This is a genomic window from Nonomuraea coxensis DSM 45129, from assembly GCF_019397265.1.
GTDB classification, from domain to species: domain Bacteria; phylum Actinomycetota; class Actinomycetes; order Streptosporangiales; family Streptosporangiaceae; genus Nonomuraea; species Nonomuraea coxensis.
The window spans coordinates 3,814,473-3,829,325 of the sequence record NZ_CP068985.1 but is presented as its reverse complement, the minus strand read 5'-3'; the positions used below and the strand labels follow the sequence as shown (position 1 = coordinate 3,829,325).

Below are 14,853 nucleotides of genomic sequence, written 5' to 3'. Positions count from 1 at the left end.
CCTTCCACCCAAAAAAAGGTCAAAACCTGGTCATGACCATCTTTGCGGGAGTTATCGGCAGCTCACGTACGCGGTGGCCGGTCGCGTGGTGGACGGCGTTGCCGATGGCGGCCGCGGTGCCGACGATGCCGATCTCGCCGATGCCCTTGCTGCCCATCGGGTTGAGCCGCTCGTCCTCCTCCTCCAGCCACACCGCCTCGACGTCCGGGACGTCGGCGCAGGCCGGGATGTGGTACTGCGCGAGGTCGCGGCGCAGGAAGCCGCCGAACTCCTCGTCGGTCAGCGTCTCCTCCATGAGCGCCATGCCGAGGCCCATCGTCATGCCGCCGACGAACTGTGAGCGGGCGAGCCGCGCGTCCACGATGCGGCCCGCGGCGAACACGCCGAGCAGCCGCGACACCCGGACCTCGCCGGTGACGGCGCTGACCCGCACCTCGGCGAACTGCGCGCCGAAGGCGTGCCTGGCCAGCTCGGAGTCCTGCCCGACCTCCTCGGTGGTGTCCGCGCGGCCCTCCCTGCCGTCCTTCTTCAGCTCCTCGCAGGCCCGTACGACGGCCGACCCCCAGGAGGCGGTGCCCATCGAGCCGCCGGCCACCGGCGCGGCCGGCAGGTCGCTGTCGCCCAGCTCGACGTGCACCCGGCCGGGGGCGACGCCCAGCGTCTCGGCGGCGATCCTGGTGAGCGCGGTGCGCGCGCCGGTGCCGATGTCGGCCGCGGCCACCTGGACGAGGAAGCCGCCGTCGCGGACGCGCGCCACGGCCTGGCACGGGCTCCGCCTCGCCGGGTAGGTGGACGCGGCCACGCCCGTGCCGATCAGCCACTCCCCGTCGCGCCGGACGCCGGGCTCCGGGTCGCGCCGCTCCCAGCCGAAGCGGCGGGCCCCCTCGCGCAGGCAGCCGGCCAGGTTGCGGGAGCTGAACGGCAGGCCGCTGTCCGGCTCGGTCTCGGGCTCGTTGCGCAGCCGCAGCTCGACCGGGTCGATGCCGGCGGCGCAGGCCAGCTCGTCCATGGCCGACTCCAGGGCGTACATGCCGGGGCACTCGCCGGGGGCGCGCATCCAGGACGGCGTGGCGACGTCCAGCCTGACCAGGCGGTGCGCGGTGCGCAGGGCCGGGGTGGCGTACATGACGCGGGCCGGGACGGCGGTCTGCTCGGCGAACTCCTTCAGCGTCGAGCTCTGCTCGTAGGCGACGTGCTCCAGCGCGGTCAGCCGGCCCTCGCCGTCCGCGCCGAGACGCAGCCGCTGGATGGTGGGCGTGCGGTAGCCGGTCACGTCGAACATCTGCTGCCGGGTCAGCGCCACCTTGACCGGCCGGTCGGTGACGCGCGCGGCGAGGGCGGCCAGCACGGCCTGCGGCCGGGTGGTGCCTTTGGAGCCGAAGCCGCCGCCGACGTGCCTGGCGACCACCCTGACCCGGCCGGGCGGCAGGCCCAGCGTCTTCGCGATCATGTCGCGGTCCGTGGTGGCGCCCTGCGTGGAGTCGTACACCAGCAGGATGCCCTCGGCGTCCCACACGGCGAGCGCCGCGTGCGGCTCCATCGGGTTGTTGTGCAGGACGGGCGTCGTGTAGGTCACGTCCACGACGGTGGCCGCCCCCGCCAGCCCGCCCTCGAGGTCGCCCTGCTCGGTGTCGGAGGGGAAGCCCGGGTTGACGACCTCCGGGCGGTAGAGGCCCGGATGGTCGGCGCGCAGGCTGACGTCGTGGTCGGCGGTCTCGTACTCGACCCGGACCGCGTCCGCGGCGGCGCGCGCCTCGTCGTAGGTGCCGGCCACGGCGGCGGCGACGATCTGGCCCCGGTAGGCGACCTCGGGCCGCTGGAACAGGGCCAGCTCGGCGTCGGCGTCCTCGGCCAGCTCGGGCGGGTCGGCGACGGACAGCACGGCGAGCACGCCGGGCATGGCGAGCGCGGCGGCGGCGTCCACCCGGGCGACCCGGCCCTTGGCGATGAGCGACTGGACGGGGTAGGCGTACGCGACCCCCTCGACCGGGTACTCGGCCGCGTACGTGGCCAGCCCGGTGACCTTGACGCGACCCTCGACGCGATTCACGGTGCCAGCTCCTCCAGCGTGTTGACGATCAGGTCGCGGGCCATCGGCACCTTGTAGGCGTTGCGCGGCAGCGGCCTGGCCTGCTCCAGCTCGGCCTCGGCGGCGTCCAGGAACGTCCCGCCGGTCGCCGGGCGGCCGATCAGCTCCCGCTCGGCGCGTTCGGCGCGCCACGGCGCGTGGGCGAGGCCGCCGAGCGCGATGCGGCACCCGGCGACGGTCCCGTCGGCGGCGACGTCGAGGACGGCCGCGACGGACACGAGGGCGAAGGCGAACGAGGCCCGCTCGCGCACCTTGCGGTAGAGGGACGCGCCGGGCGGCGGCGGGGGCAGCTCGACGGCGGTGACGAGGTCGCCGGGCTCCAGCACGGTGTCCCGTTCCGGGGTGTCGCCGGGCAGGCGGTGCAGGCCGGGCATGGGGACGATGCGGTCGCCTCCCGGGCCGGTGACGTGCACCTCCGCCTCCAGCGCGGCCAGCGCCACCGCCATGTCGGACGGGTGGGTGGCCACGCACGCGCCGGAGTGGCCGAGCACGGCGAGGTTGGAGTGGTCGCCCTCGATGGCGGGGCAGCCGGAGCCGGGCCGGCGTTTGTTGCACGGCCTGCTCACGTCCTGGAAGTAGGCGCAGCGGGTGCGCTGCAGCAGGTTGCCCGCCACGGTCGCCATGTTGCGGATCTGGCCGGAGGCGCCGGTGAGCACCGCGCGGGCCAGCATCGGGTAGCGGGCCCGAACCAGGGGGTGGGCGGCGAGGTCGGTGTTGCGCACCGCCGCCCCGACGCGCAGCCGGCCCCTGACCTCCTCGACGGCGTCCAGCGGCAGCCGGCTGACGTCCAGCAGGTGCTCGGGACGGGCCACGCCGAGGCGCATGAGGTCGACGAGGTTGGTGCCGCCGCCCAGGTACATGGTGCCGGGGCGGTAGCGGCGCACGGCGTCGGCGGGGCTGGAGGCGCGGGCGTAGTCGAACGGCCTCATCGGGCGACCTCGGAGATGGCGCTGACGATGTTGACGTACGCGCCGCAGCGGCACAGGTTGCCGCTCATGCGCTCCCTGATCTCGGCCGGGGTCAGCTCGGGGTCGTCCATCAGGTTCTCGGTGACGGCGCTCGGGCCCGGCTCGCCGAGCATGCCGGCCGCCGAGCAGAGCTGGCCGGGGGTGCAGTAGCCGCACTGGAAGGCGTCGTGCTCGATGAAGGCGGCCTGCAGCGGGTGCAGCCGCTCGCCGTCGGCGAGGCCCTCGACGGTGGTGACGGAGCGGCCGTCCATCGCGACCGCCAGCGCCAGGCAGGAGTTGGCCCGCCTCCCCTCGACGAGGACGGTGCAGGCGCCGCACTGCCCGTGGTCGCACCCCTTCTTCGAGCCGATCAGCCCCAGCCGCTCGCGCAGCAGGTCGAGCAGCGACATGCGGGGGTCCACGTCGATCGTGTGCGGCCTGCCGTTCACCGTAAGGCGGATGTTCATGAGCGCACGCCTACCCGACCTGATCGCCGGGCAACCTCTGGGTGCGGTAAAGCGCCTTCGTCCCAAGCCGTCCGTTTTGCTCGCGTCCGTTTTGCGCGGGCGGTGGCGGGTAGCCGGGGGCGCATGGGCCTGGCGTTCGACGAGCGGATGAGCGAATCGGCGGCGGTGCTGACCGTGAACGCGGGCTCCTCCAGCCTCCGGCTCGACCTGGTGCAGGGCGGCTGCGTGCTGGACAGCGCGCGGTGCGGGCGGGCCGCCGGCCCGGAGACGGCGCGGGAGGAGCTGGCCCGCTTCCTCGGCGGGCACTTCGGCCGGGACGTACGGGCGGTGGCGCACCGCATCGTGCACGGCGGCGAGGTCGTGCGCGCCCCGGCGGTCGCCGACGACGAGACGGCGGCGGCGCTGCGCGGCGTGACGAGCCTCGCGCCGCTCCACCTGCCGCCCGCGCTGGCGCTGCTGGAGGCCGCCCGCGAGCAGCTTCCCGCGGTGCCGCACGTGCTCTGCCCGGACACCGCCTTCCACGCGGGGCTGCCGGAGGAGGCGGCGACGTACGCGCTGCCGCGCGAGTGGCGCGAGCGGCACGGCCTGCGCCGCTACGGCTTCCACGGCCTGTCCTACGCCTGGGCCGCCGACCGTACGGCGGAGCTGCTCGGCCGGCCGCTCGCCGAGCTGGAGCTGCTGATGGCGCACCTGGGCGGCGGGTGCTCGGCGTGCGCGCTGTCGGGCGGGCGCAGCGTGGACACCTCGATGGGGTTCACGCCGCTGGAGGGCATGCCCATGAGCAAGCGCTCGGGCAGCGTCGATCCCGGCATGCTGACCTGGCTGCTGGCCGAGGGCCGCCTCGGCCTGGACGAGCTGAGCGAAGGGCTGGAACGCCGCTCCGGGCTGCTCGGCCTGTCCGGACGCTCCGGCGACACCCGCGAACTGGTCGCCGCCGAGCGCGACGGCGACCGGGACGCCGGGCTGGCGCTGCGCGTGTTCGCCCACCGGGTGGCGCGGGAGATCGCCGCCGCGGCCACGTCGCTGCCGCGCGTCGACGCGCTCGTGTTCACCGGCGAGATCGGCTGGGACCAGCCCGAGGTGCGCGAGGCGGTCTGCCGGCGGCTCGGGCCGCTCGGGATCGAGCCGCCCGCGCTCGCCGCCCGCCACGACGACGGTCCGGTCAGCGCCGAGAGGGCGGCCGTCCCCGTCCTCGCCGTACGCCCGCGCGAGGAGCTGCAGCTCGCCCGCGAGTGCCTGCGGGTGCTCGGCGGTTAGCCCGCTGGGGGTTTGTCGGTACGGGATGGTTGGATCGTCCCTGTGGAGGCGTCGGTCGAGCAGCTCGTCTACGTCCGCGAGGACGCTTACACCGTCGCGCGCATGAGCGCCGACGGCGTGCCCGACTTCGTGGCGACCGGGCGGGCGCTGGCCGGCGTCCAGCCGGGCGAGACGCTGCGCCTGCACGGCGAGTGGGGCAGGCACGCCCGCCACGGGCGGCGCTTCGCGGTGTCCGGGTGCGAGCGCGTCACGCCGTCGTCGGTGCGGGCCATCCGCATCTACCTCGGCTCGGGCCTGGTCAGGGGCATCGGGCCGCGGCTGGCGCACGCGATCGTCGAGCACTTCGGCGAGGCCACGCTCAAGGTGATCGACGCCGAGCCCGAGCGGCTGACCGAGGTGGTCAACATCGGGCCGCTGCGGCAGGCGCAGATCGTGGAGGCGTGGCGGGAGCAGAAGGCGATCGCCGCGCTGATGGTGACGTTGCAGGGGCTCGGGGTGAGCCCGCTGCTGGCGGCCAAGATCTACCAGGCGTTCGGCGGGGACGCCGACGAGGTGCTGGCGACCGACCCCTACCGGCTGATCGGGCGGGTGCGGGGCATCGCGTTCCGGGTGGCCGACCGCATCGCGCTGCAGTCGGGGGTGCCCGAGCGCAGCCCGCAGCGGGTCAGGGCGGCGCTGCTCGACCGGCTGGAGGCGGCCGGGAGCCGCGACGGCCACTGCTACCTCCCGGTCGCCGCGCTGGTGCGGGAGACGGCCGAGCTGATCGAGCAGGACCAGGACCTGGTGCGCCCGCAGCTCGACGCGCTGGTCGCCGAGCGCCGCCTGGCGGTGGAGACCTCGCCCGCGCAGCCGGGTCAGCTCGTGGCCTACGCCAAGCACGTGCAGGCCCGCGAGCAGGCGCTGGCCACGCAGCTCGCCCGGCTGCTGCGGGCCCGCTCGACGCTGCCGCTGCGCGCCTTCCGCGAGGACGACTCGCTCCACGACGACCAGCGGGCGGCCGTCACCATGGCGCTGACCAGCACCGTCTCCGTGATCACCGGCGGGCCGGGGGTGGGCAAGAGCCACACGGTCCGGGCGATCGCGACCGCCGTGCGGCAGGCGGGCGGCACGGTCACGCTCACCGCGCCGACCGGCAAGGCGGCCAAGCGGCTGTCGGAGCTGACCCGGCTGCCGGCGATGACCGTCCACCGCATGCTGGCCCAGCAGCCCGACCCCGAGCCCGGCACGCTGTTCGACGAGCGGCCCTCGCGGGCCGACCTCATCGTGGTGGACGAGGCGTCCATGCTCGACCTGCACCTGGCCACCCGGCTGGTGGCGGCCGTCCCGTCCGGCAGCCACCTGCTGCTCATCGGCGACAGCGACCAGCTCCCCAGCATCGGCCCCGGCGACGTGCTGGCCGACCTGCTGCGGGTGCCCGCCGTCCCGCGCGTCCAGCTCACCCACGTCTTCCGGCAGGCGGGCGGCAGCGGCATCGTCGAGGCGGCCCACCGCATCCGCGCCGGCCGCATGCCGGTCACGCCGGGCCGCGGCGGCTTCTGGTTCGAGGAGCTCGACGACCCCGAGAAGGTCGCCCAGCGGGTCGCCCACCTCGCCATGGTCGCGATCCCCCGCAAGCAGGGCGTCGAGCCGGGCCAGGTGCAGGTGCTGTGCCCGATGCGCAAGGGCGAGACCGGCGCCACCGCGCTCGGCCGGCTCATCCAGGACCGGCTCAACCCGGCCGCCGACGACAAGCCCGAGCACTGGTCGGGGGCCACCGTGTTCCGGGTCGGCGACCGCGTCATGCCGATCCGCAACAACTACGACAAGGGCGTCTTCAACGGCGAGACCGGCACGGTGACGGCCGTGACCCCGGCCGAACGCACGGTCACCGTACGCACCGACGACGGCGAGAGCGTCGCCTACGGCTTCGACGAGCTCGACGACCTCACCCACGCCTACGCGATCAGCGTGCACCGCTCGCAGGGCAGCGAATACCCGTTCGTGGTGGCCCCGATCGTCGCCGAGTCCGGCGGCATCATGCTGCGCCGCAAACTCCTCTACACCCTGGTCACCCGGGCCAGGGCGTGGGTGGTGCTGGTGGGGCAGCGCGAGGCGCTGGAGCTGGCCGTCCACCGCGTCGGCTCCCGCCGCAACACCGGCCTCGCCCGCCGCCTCTCCCTGACCCTGGAGACCCCGGCGGCGGAGACCTGACCTAGCCGCGTACGAGGCGGTCGAGGTTCTTGGCCTCGGCGGGGGTCCTGGCGGCGAGGATCCGTCCGGCGGTCTCGCCGTCGCCGAACAGCCACGCCACGACGGGTCATCGGCAGGTCGGATTCGTCGGACATGAGGGCGACTGTGCCACAGATCTGTGCCACAGATCATGGTTGTTCCGCTGAGCGGTCGGCGGCGCGGTGGAGGCGGGCGGCGAGGGCGCGGAGGGTGGCCGCCAGTTCGGGCGGGTCGAGCACCTCGAAGTCGAAGCCCTTGGCGGCGACGTACGCGGCCAGCTCGTCCAGGGAGCCGGCGCCGGCCGTGAACAGGCAGCGCTCGCCGTCCACCGGCTCCAGCCGCCCCGCGCCCGCCGAGGTGTGGGGGGCGACGGCGGCGAACGGGGCGTGGAAGAGGATCCGGGCCTGGTGGCGGTAGGGGGCCGAGGTGATGCCGCGCGAGACGTACGCCGCCACGTCCTCCTCCGGCGGCGTGCGCGGCGTGAACCGGGCGCCGGGCAGGCCGGGCAGTTCCTCGACGCGGTCCATCCTGAACGTCCGCCAGTCGCCCCGGCCGAGGTCCCACGCCAGCAGGTACCAGCGGCGCGGCGTGTGGACCAGCCGGTGCGGCTCCACCTCCCGCTCGCTCGTCCCGTCGCGGCCCCGGTAGCGCAGCCGGAGCCGCCGGTGGTCGCGGCAGGCGGCGGCGACGGCGGTGAGCAGGTCCGCGCCGACCCCGGGGGCGGCGGCGCCGGCCAGCGGGACGGTCGCGGCCTCGAACGCCGACACCCGGTGCCGCAGCCGCGACGGCAGCACCTGCCGCAGCTTGGCCAGCGCCCGCAGCGCGGCCTCCTCCAGTCCGGCGACGCTGCCCGTGGCGGCGGTGCGCAGGCTGATCGCGACGGCCACCGCCTCCTCGTCGTCGAGCAGCAGCGGCGGCAGCGCGGCGCCCACGCCCAGCCGGTAGCCGCCGGCCACACCCGGGGTGGCGTCCACCGGGTAGCCGAGCTCGCGCAGGCGCTCGACGTCGCGCCGGACCGTGCGCAGTCCCACGCCGAGCCGGCCGGCCAGCTCGGCGCCGGTCCAGTCGGCCCTGGACTGGAGGAGGGACAGCAGGCGGAGCAGTCGGGCCGAGGTCTCCAGCATGGCCGCCATTCTGCCCCGCAATGGTGCCGGAACCTGTCACCTATTCCTCCTAGCGTGTTCGGCATGGAGACATCGCGCATCGCGCCGTACCGCATCGACATCCCCCAAGCCGCCCTCGACGACCTGCGCGAGCGCCTGCACCGCACCCGCTGGGCGCCCGAGCTGCCCGGCACCGGATGGGAGCGCGGCGTGCCGACCGGCTACCTGCGGGAGCTGGCCGCGTACTGGGCCGACGGCTTCGACTGGCGCGCCCAGGAGGCGGCGCTCAACGCCTTCCCACAGTTCACCACCACGATCGACGGCGCGAACGTGCACTTCCTGCACGTGCGCTCGGCCGTGCCGGGGGCCACGCCGCTGCTGCTCCTGCACGGCTGGCCGGGATCGGTGGTGGAGTTCCTGGACGTCATCGGGCCGCTCACCGACCCGGTCGCGCACGGGGGCGCCGCGGCCGACGCCTTCCACCTGGTGATCCCGTCGCTGCCCGGCTACGGGTTCTCCGGCCCGCTGCCGGGCACCGGGTGGACCGACGGCCGCACCGCCGCCGCGCTGGCCGCGCTCATGGACCGGCTCGGCTACGACCGCTACGGCGTGCAGGGCGGCGACGTCGGCGCCTTCATCGCGCCGCTGATCGGCCGGGCCGCGCCGGAGCGCGTCATCGGCGTGCACGTCAACGCGCTGCTCACGTTCCCGAACGGCGACCCCGCGATCATGGGCGCGCTCACCGATGCCGAGCGGGCCAGGCTGGCCGGGATGGAGGAGTGGCGGGAGAAGCTGGGCGCGTACATGAACCTGCAGGGAACCCGCCCCCAGACGATCGCGGCGGCGCTGCACGACTCCCCCGCCGGGCAGCTCGCCTGGATCGTGGAGAAGTTCAAGGACTGGACGGACCCGGCGGCCAAGCTGCCCGAGGACGCCGTGGACCGCGACCGCATCCTGACCGACGTGAGCGTCTACTGGTTCACCGAGACGGCGGGCCCGGCCGCGCACACCTACTACGAGCGCTTCAACGACGCCGCCGGGTGGGCGCCGCGGCCACGCGGGACGGTGCCGACGGGCGTGGCGGTCTTCCCGACCGACTTCTCGGTCCGGCCGCTGGCCGAGCCGGTGCACAACATCGTGCGCTGGTCGGAGTTCGACCGCGGCGGCCACTTCGCGGCGCTGGAGGCCCCGGACCTGCTCGTGGCCGAGCTGCGCGCGTTCCTCGGCGGGCGGAGCTAGCGAAGGGCGGCGCTGACCTGCGGTTATCCCTCCCGGGCCCGGGTAGCCGCAGGTGCATGCCGAAGAAGGACGACAAGAAGAAGGACCCGCTCGCCAAGGGCGACCAGGTGACCTGGCGCAGCCACGGCGGCACCGCCGAGGGCGAGGTGAAGAAGAAGATCACCAAACGGACGAAGGCCGCCGGCCGCACCGTCGCCGCCTCCCCCGAGGAGCCCCAGTACGTGGTCCGCAGCGACAAGAGCGGCGGCGAGGCCGTGCACAAGGCGTCGGCGCTGAAGAAGCGGAAGAAGAAGTGAGCGGCGACCGTCACGAGATCGCCGCCGAGTTCGGCCGGGCCGTGAACATGACGGCCCAGGAGCTGGAGCGCTGGCTCGCCACGGAGGAGTCGAGGTCGGTCGGGCAGAAGGAGGACGGCGCGGCCGAGTCGACCGGCCACGAGTCCGGCCGCCGCATCGTCGCGCTGCTGCGCCGCGGGAAGTCCGGCTGGGGCGACGACGACTACGCCCACATGAGGAAGGTCATCGGGTACGTGCACCGCCACCTCGCCCAGCGACCTTCGGGGGACGTCAGGGAGACGCGGTGGCGGTACTCGCTGATGAACTGGGGCCACGACCCCCTCAAGTGAGCGGGCTCTCCCAGGTGGTTGCGCCGGTCCGCGACACGCCCGCGCGCACGCGGGGTATGGTGGGGCGCGGTGAGCCGGGAAGTCTGGTCGGCTTTGGATCGGCGGCCGAGTGTCCCGGAGGGTGTTGCGCGATGCGCTGGAGTGATGGCGGCGATCGATGATGCTCGCGACATCGACGCTGTTAGCGCGGTTCCAGCACCCGGCCCAGGTCGTGGCCGCCGGCTTCGCCACGGCGATCGGGATCGGGACCCTGCTGCTGTCGCTGCCCGCCGCCACCGCCGAGGGCGTGTCCACCGGATGGCTGAACGCCCTGTTCACGGCCGCCTCGGCCGTCTGCGTGACGGGGCTGGTGCTGGTCGACACCGAGGCGCACTGGTCGGTGTTCGGCGAGGTGGTCATCGCCGGGCTGGCCCAGGTGGGCGGCCTCGGGATCATGACGATGGCCACGGTCTTCACCCTGCTCGTGTCGGGCCGCCTGGGGCTGCGCGCCAGGATCGCCGCCCAGACGGAGACCAAGTCGCTCAGCATGAGCGACGTGCGCAGGCTCGTGCTGAAGGTGGTGGTCTTCAGCCTCAGCTGCGAGGCGGTGGCCGCCGCCGTCCTCACCGGCCGGTTCGTGCTGGGCTACGGCGAGTCCTTCGGCCGTGCGCTCTACCTGGGCGTCTTCCACGGGGTCACGGCGTTCAACAGCGCCGGGTTCGCGCTGTGGCCCGACAGCCTCATGCGCTTCGTCGCCGACCCGTGGATCTGCATGACGATCGCGATCGCGGCCATCGTCGGCGGGCTGGGGTTCCCGGTGGTGTTCGAGCTGGCCCGCCTCTGGCGGCAGCCGAGCAAGTGGACGGTGCTGACCAGGATCACCGTCGGCACCAGCGTCATCCTGCTGACGTTCGGCACCCTCGTCTTCCTCGCCACCGAGTGGCGCAACCCCGCCACCCTCGGCGGGCTCGACGACGGCAACAAGCTGATGGCCGCCTTCTTCACCGCCGTCATGCCGCGCTCGGCCGGGTTCAACGTGCTGGACGTCGCGCAGATGTACCCGTCGAGCTGGCTGGCGACCGACCTGCTGATGTTCATCGGCGGCGGCAGCGCCGGCACTGCGGGCGGCATCAAGGTGACCACGTTCGGCATGCTGGCCTTCATCGTCTGGACCGAGATGCGGGGCGAGAGCCGGGTCAACATCGGCCGGCGGCGGCTGCCGGAGACCACGCAGCGCCAGGTCGTCACGATCACGGTGCTGGGGGTCACGCTGGTGGCGATCTCGACGTACGTGCTGCTCGCGCTCACCCCCTACGGGCTCGACCAGGTATTGTTCGAGGTCATCTCGGCCTTCGGCACGACCGGGCTGTCCACCGGCATCACCGCCGACCTCGGCACCGCCGGGCACACGCTGCTCGCCGTGCTGATGTTCATCGGCCGCATCGGGCCGCTCACCCTGGGCTCCGCGCTGGCGCTCAACCGGCGGACCCGCCGTTACGAGCTTCCGGAGGAGCGAGTCATCGTTGGCTGACAACAAGAGCAACCCCGTCGTGGTCATCGGGCTGGGCCGGTTCGGCACCGCGCTGGCGCTCGGGCTGACCAGGCGCGGCACCGAGGTCCTCGCCATCGACCACCGGCCCAAGATCACGCAAGCGCTGGCCGGGCAGATCACGCAGATCGCCACCGCCGACGCCACCGACATGGAGGCGCTGCGCCAGCTCGGCGTCCCCGACTTCTACCGGGCGGTGGTGGCGGTCGGCAGCGACATCGAGGCCAGCATCCTCACCACGTCGCTGCTGGTCGAGCTGGAGATCGACGACATCTGGGCCAAGGCCGTCAGCTCCCAGCACGGCCGCATCCTCGACCGGATCGGCGCCCACCACGTCGTCTTCCCCGAGCACGACATGGGCGAGCGGGTCGCTCACCTGGTCAGCGGCCGGATGCTGGACTTCATGCAGGTCGACGGGGACTTCGCGCTCGCCAAGATCAAGCCGCCGAAGGAGTACGTGGGCGTGCCGCTCGGCGAGTCCAACCTGCGGCGCAAGCGCGGCGTCACGATCGTCGCGGTCAAGCCGCCGGGCGAGGCGTTCACGTACGCGACCGCCGAGACCGAGCTGTCCTACGGCGACGTCATCCTCGTGTCGGGGCGGACCGAGGAGGTCGAGCGCTTCGCCGACCTGCCGTGACCGGCGCGCCGGCCAGGATCGGGTTGGCTAGGATTCGGGCGGAGGACACCGATGCGTGCACAGGATCTCGCCGTCGACTTCCCGACGGTCACCCCGGACACCCCGGCGCTGGAGGCGGCCAGGCTGCTGGCCGACCGCGACCTGCCGGGCCTCATCCTCACCGACGGCGACGGCAGGCCGATCAGCATCCTGCCCGGCACCCAGGTGCTGCGTCTGGCGGTGCCGCCGTACTGCCAGGACGACCCGGCGCTGGCGCGGGTGGTGGACGAGGCCCACGCCGACCTGTTCCTGCGCCGGCTGGGCGAGCGCACGGTCCGCGAGTGCCTGCCCGCGCAGCCCCGCGAGCTGCCCATCACCGACCAGAAGGCGACCGTGCTGGAGCTGGCCGCGCTGATGGCCCGTACGCACAGCCCGCTCGTGGCGGTCGTGGACGCCGACGGGCGGCTGACGGGCGCGGTCACCCTGCAGTGCCTGGTCGACCACGCCCTCCAGCTCTGACCCGCGCGAGCGTGTCGCCGGGCCGCGGGCGGGCGGCGTCGTAGGGTGGTGCGCATGGTGAGGACCGCGCCCCGACAGCCCGTGCCCGCCCGGCGGGCCGACGCCGAGCGCAACATCGCCGCCATCCTGGAGGCCGCCACCCGGCTGCTCAGCGCCGACCCGGCGGCGAGCGTCGCCGACATCGCGAAGGCGGCCGGGGTGGGCCGGGTGACGCTGTACGGGCACTTCCCGTCCCGCGAGGCGCTGGTGGACGCGGTGCTGGAGCACGCGGTCGGGCTGGCCGACGAGGTCCTCGACGACCCGGCGCTCGACGAGGCACCGGCGCCGGAGGCGATGGCGGCGCTGCTGCACTCGGCGTGGGAGATCCTCGACCGGCACCGGCGCCTGTTCGTGGCGGCCGACCGGGTCATGGCCACCGAGCGCATCCGCGAGCATCACGAGCGCCCGCTGCGGCGGGTGGAGCGGCTGATCGAGCGGGGCCGCGGGGACGGCGACTTCCGTACGGACCTGCCGCTGCCGTGGCTGGTGACCGCGTTCTTCTCGATCATCCACAGCGCCGCCCAGGAACGGGAGGCCGGACGGCTCCCGGCGGAGGACGTCGAGCGGGTGCTGACCACCACGATGCTGTCCCTCCTGACCTCCGGGCCCCCCGCCTCCTCCTGACCCGCCCGCACGCCCCTGGGGGTCGGCTCCGGCTTGCCCGAACCGTACCCCGGTATCGTTCCGCGTGCTAACTTGAACATCACTGTTCGAGTTAAGGAGTGGGAACGTATGGAAGCCGACCTCTCGCGCGGCCGGGTGCGCGCGCCCGGCGGGTGGGGCGTGCTGGCGCTGCTCTGCCTGGCCCAGCTCATGCTCATCGTGGACATCACGGTCGTGCAGGTCGCGCTGCCGTCCATCGGCGCGGACCTGGCGCTCGGCCGCGAGGCGCTGACCTGGGTGGTGGCCGCGTACACGCTGTGCTTCGGCGGGCTCATGGTCCTCGGCGGGCGGCTCGCCGACGTGTTCGGCGCCCGCCGGACGCTGCTGGCCGGGCTCGCCCTGTTCACCGCCGCCTCGCTGCTGTGCGGGCTGTCCGGGAGCGGCGCGGCGCTGATCGCGGGGCGGGCGCTGCAGGGCGTCGGCGCGGCGCTGCTCTCCCCCGCCGCGCTGGCCGTCGTCACCACCGTCTTCCCCGGCGAGCGGCGCGGGCGGGCGCTCGCCGTCTGGGCGGCCGTCGGCGGCAGCGGCGCCGCCCTCGGCGTGCTCCTCGGCGGGCTCATCACCGCGGGCCCCGGCTGGGCCTGGGTGTTCGTCGTGAACGCGCCGATCGGCCTGCTGGTGCTGGTCGCCGTACCCGCGGTGACGCCCGGCGTGCCCGGGCGGGCGGGGCGGGTGGACGTGCCGGGCGCGCTGCTCGTCACGGCGGCGACCGGCCTGCTCGTCTACGGGCTGGTCACCGCCGGCGAGGCCGGGTGGGGCACTGCCGCCACGCTGCTGCCGCTGGCCGCCGCCGTGCTGCTCTACGCGCTGTTCGCGGCGGTCGAGCGGACCGTACGGGCCCCGCTCATGCGGGCCGCGACCCTGGCCAGGCGGCCGGTGATCTCGGGGATGTTCCTGATGCTGACCGCCACCGGCCTCATGCTCGGCCTGTTCTTCATCGCCTCGCTCCACCTCCAGCACGCGCGGGGCCTCGGCGCCCTGGAGACCGGCCTGCTCTTCCTGCCCGTGGCGCTCGCGATCACGATCGGCGCGCACGCCGGCGGGCATCTCGTGCCCCGGCTCGGCGGGCGGCCGGTGGCGGTGGCGGCGTTCGCGCTGACCGCGGCCGGAGCGGCGTGGATGACCCGGATCTCCACGGACGCCGGCCCGTACGTCACGCTGCTGCCCGGGTTCACGCTGGCCGCGCTCGGGATCGGGCCCCTGTTCGTGACCGCCACCACGACCACCATGGCCAACGTGCCGCCCGGCGAGAACGGCGTGGCCTCCGGCGTCATCAACACCTTCCACGAGCTGGGCGGCTCGATCGGCGTGGCGGTGGCCTCCGCCGTCGTCGCGCCGAGCCTCGCGCCCGGCGCGGCGGGCGCCGGCGGCTTCGTCTCCGGGCTGACGGTGTGCGCCGTGACGGCCGGGGTGGCCGCGCTCGTCTCGCTCGGGCTGGTGCCGCCCGGCCGGCCCTCAGGAGCGTACGCCGGTCACGGGCACGGCCACGCGCCGAGGGAGTGACGCCAGGATTCGCGCACGGGATGTCGCGGACGGCTCCCGCCCACTATCCT

The 14,853-nt window shown here is 74.4% G+C and carries 14 protein-coding genes; 10 read left to right on the top strand and 4 right to left on the bottom strand.

Translation table 11 applies throughout. From position 1 onward, the window contains the following. Window positions 1-19 precede the first annotated feature (19 nt). The 3 genes from Nocox_RS17910 to Nocox_RS17900 are packed head-to-tail and all read right to left on the bottom strand — an operon-like array spanning window position 20 to window position 3,503. Window positions 20-2,050, bottom strand: a complete 2,031-nt coding sequence (locus Nocox_RS17910; RefSeq protein ID WP_020540038.1) for a xanthine dehydrogenase family protein molybdopterin-binding subunit — start codon at window positions 2,048-2,050, stop codon at window positions 20-22. Continuing rightward, the gene (locus tag Nocox_RS17905) at window positions 2,047-3,018 is read right to left on the bottom strand and encodes an FAD binding domain-containing protein (protein WP_020540039.1); all 972 of its coding nucleotides are present in this window, start codon (window positions 3,016-3,018) and stop codon (window positions 2,047-2,049) included. Before Nocox_RS17905 ends, Nocox_RS17910 begins: the two co-directional genes overlap by 4 nt. Then, window positions 3,015-3,503 carry a (2Fe-2S)-binding protein gene (locus Nocox_RS17900; protein ID WP_033407494.1) on the bottom strand — a complete coding sequence of 163 codons (489 nt, stop codon included), beginning with the start codon at window positions 3,501-3,503 and terminating at the stop codon, window positions 3,015-3,017. Before Nocox_RS17900 ends, Nocox_RS17905 begins: the two co-directional genes overlap by 4 nt. Before the next feature lie 123 nt (window positions 3,504-3,626). Between Nocox_RS17900 and Nocox_RS17895 the strand changes: the two genes are divergently transcribed. Both Nocox_RS17895 and recD2 read left to right on the top strand, forming a co-directional pair. Then, on the top strand, window positions 3,627-4,760 hold the full coding sequence (locus Nocox_RS17895; RefSeq protein ID WP_020540041.1) for an acetate/propionate family kinase: 1,134 nt from the start codon (window positions 3,627-3,629) through the stop codon (window positions 4,758-4,760). A gap of 42 nt (window positions 4,761-4,802) precedes the next feature. After that, window positions 4,803-6,950 (top strand): SF1B family DNA helicase RecD2, encoded by a 2,148-nt coding sequence (gene recD2 / locus Nocox_RS17890; RefSeq protein WP_020540042.1) that lies wholly within the window; start codon window positions 4,803-4,805, stop codon window positions 6,948-6,950. Window positions 6,951-7,117: 167 nt separating this feature from the next. Here the strand turns inward: recD2 and Nocox_RS17880 are convergent, their stop codons facing one another. Then, a complete protein-coding gene (locus tag Nocox_RS17880; RefSeq protein WP_033407661.1) occupies window positions 7,118-8,092 on the bottom strand; it encodes a helix-turn-helix transcriptional regulator in 975 nt (324 codons plus the stop codon). A 63-nt stretch (window positions 8,093-8,155) separates the two neighbouring features. Between Nocox_RS17880 and Nocox_RS17875 the strand changes: the two genes are divergently transcribed. The 8 genes from Nocox_RS17875 (at window position 8,156) to Nocox_RS17840 (ending at window position 14,803) form a co-directional block, all read left to right on the top strand. Then, window positions 8,156-9,310, top strand: a complete 1,155-nt coding sequence (locus tag Nocox_RS17875; protein WP_026213708.1) for an epoxide hydrolase family protein — start codon at window positions 8,156-8,158, stop codon at window positions 9,308-9,310. A 56-nt stretch (window positions 9,311-9,366) separates the two neighbouring features. Next, complete coding sequence (locus Nocox_RS17870) at window positions 9,367-9,606, top strand: hypervirulence associated TUDOR domain-containing protein (protein ID WP_020540046.1); 240 nt, start codon at window positions 9,367-9,369, stop codon at window positions 9,604-9,606. After that, the gene (locus Nocox_RS17865) at window positions 9,603-9,935 is read left to right on the top strand and encodes a DUF3140 domain-containing protein (protein WP_020540047.1); all 333 of its coding nucleotides are present in this window, start codon (window positions 9,603-9,605) and stop codon (window positions 9,933-9,935) included. The genes Nocox_RS17870 and Nocox_RS17865 overlap by 4 nt, the downstream gene beginning before the upstream one ends. Before the next feature lie 157 nt (window positions 9,936-10,092). Beyond that, window positions 10,093-11,445, top strand: a complete 1,353-nt coding sequence (locus Nocox_RS17860) for a TrkH family potassium uptake protein (RefSeq protein ID WP_020540048.1) — start codon at window positions 10,093-10,095, stop codon at window positions 11,443-11,445. Beyond that, window positions 11,438-12,100 (top strand): potassium channel family protein, encoded by a 663-nt coding sequence (locus Nocox_RS17855; protein WP_020540049.1) that lies wholly within the window; start codon window positions 11,438-11,440, stop codon window positions 12,098-12,100. Before Nocox_RS17860 ends, Nocox_RS17855 begins: the two co-directional genes overlap by 8 nt. 51 nt (window positions 12,101-12,151) lie before the next feature. Then, window positions 12,152-12,598, top strand: coding sequence for a CBS domain-containing protein (locus tag Nocox_RS17850; RefSeq protein ID WP_020540050.1), 447 nt, complete (start codon window positions 12,152-12,154; stop codon window positions 12,596-12,598). Between the two features lie 54 nt (window positions 12,599-12,652). Further along, window positions 12,653-13,261 carry a TetR/AcrR family transcriptional regulator gene (locus tag Nocox_RS17845; protein ID WP_026213710.1) on the top strand — a complete coding sequence of 203 codons (609 nt, stop codon included), beginning with the start codon at window positions 12,653-12,655 and terminating at the stop codon, window positions 13,259-13,261. Window positions 13,262-13,369: 108 nt separating this feature from the next. Then, a complete protein-coding gene (locus tag Nocox_RS17840) occupies window positions 13,370-14,803 on the top strand; it encodes an MFS transporter (RefSeq protein ID WP_020540052.1) in 1,434 nt (477 codons plus the stop codon). Window positions 14,804-14,853 lie beyond the last annotated feature (50 nt).

Coding starts and splice junctions, on each gene's coding strand:
- Nocox_RS17905 (WP_020540039.1), bottom strand. CDS start 3,018: ATGAGGCCGTTCGACTACGCCCGCGCCTCCAGCCCCGCCGACGCCGTG.
- Nocox_RS17900 (WP_033407494.1), bottom strand. CDS start 3,503: ATGAACATCCGCCTTACGGTGAACGGCAGGCCGCACACGATCGACGTG.
- Nocox_RS17895 (WP_020540041.1), top strand. CDS start 3,627: ATGGGCCTGGCGTTCGACGAGCGGATGAGCGAATCGGCGGCGGTGCTG.
- Nocox_RS17880 (WP_033407661.1), bottom strand. CDS start 8,092: ATGCTGGAGACCTCGGCCCGACTGCTCCGCCTGCTGTCCCTCCTCCAG.
- Nocox_RS17875 (WP_026213708.1), top strand. CDS start 8,156: ATGGAGACATCGCGCATCGCGCCGTACCGCATCGACATCCCCCAAGCC.
- Nocox_RS17870 (WP_020540046.1), top strand. CDS start 9,367: ATGCCGAAGAAGGACGACAAGAAGAAGGACCCGCTCGCCAAGGGCGAC.
- Nocox_RS17860 (WP_020540048.1), top strand. CDS start 10,093: ATGATGCTCGCGACATCGACGCTGTTAGCGCGGTTCCAGCACCCGGCC.
- Nocox_RS17850 (WP_020540050.1), top strand. CDS start 12,152: ATGCGTGCACAGGATCTCGCCGTCGACTTCCCGACGGTCACCCCGGAC.
- Nocox_RS17845 (WP_026213710.1), top strand. CDS start 12,653: ATGGTGAGGACCGCGCCCCGACAGCCCGTGCCCGCCCGGCGGGCCGAC.
- Nocox_RS17840 (WP_020540052.1), top strand. CDS start 13,370: ATGGAAGCCGACCTCTCGCGCGGCCGGGTGCGCGCGCCCGGCGGGTGG.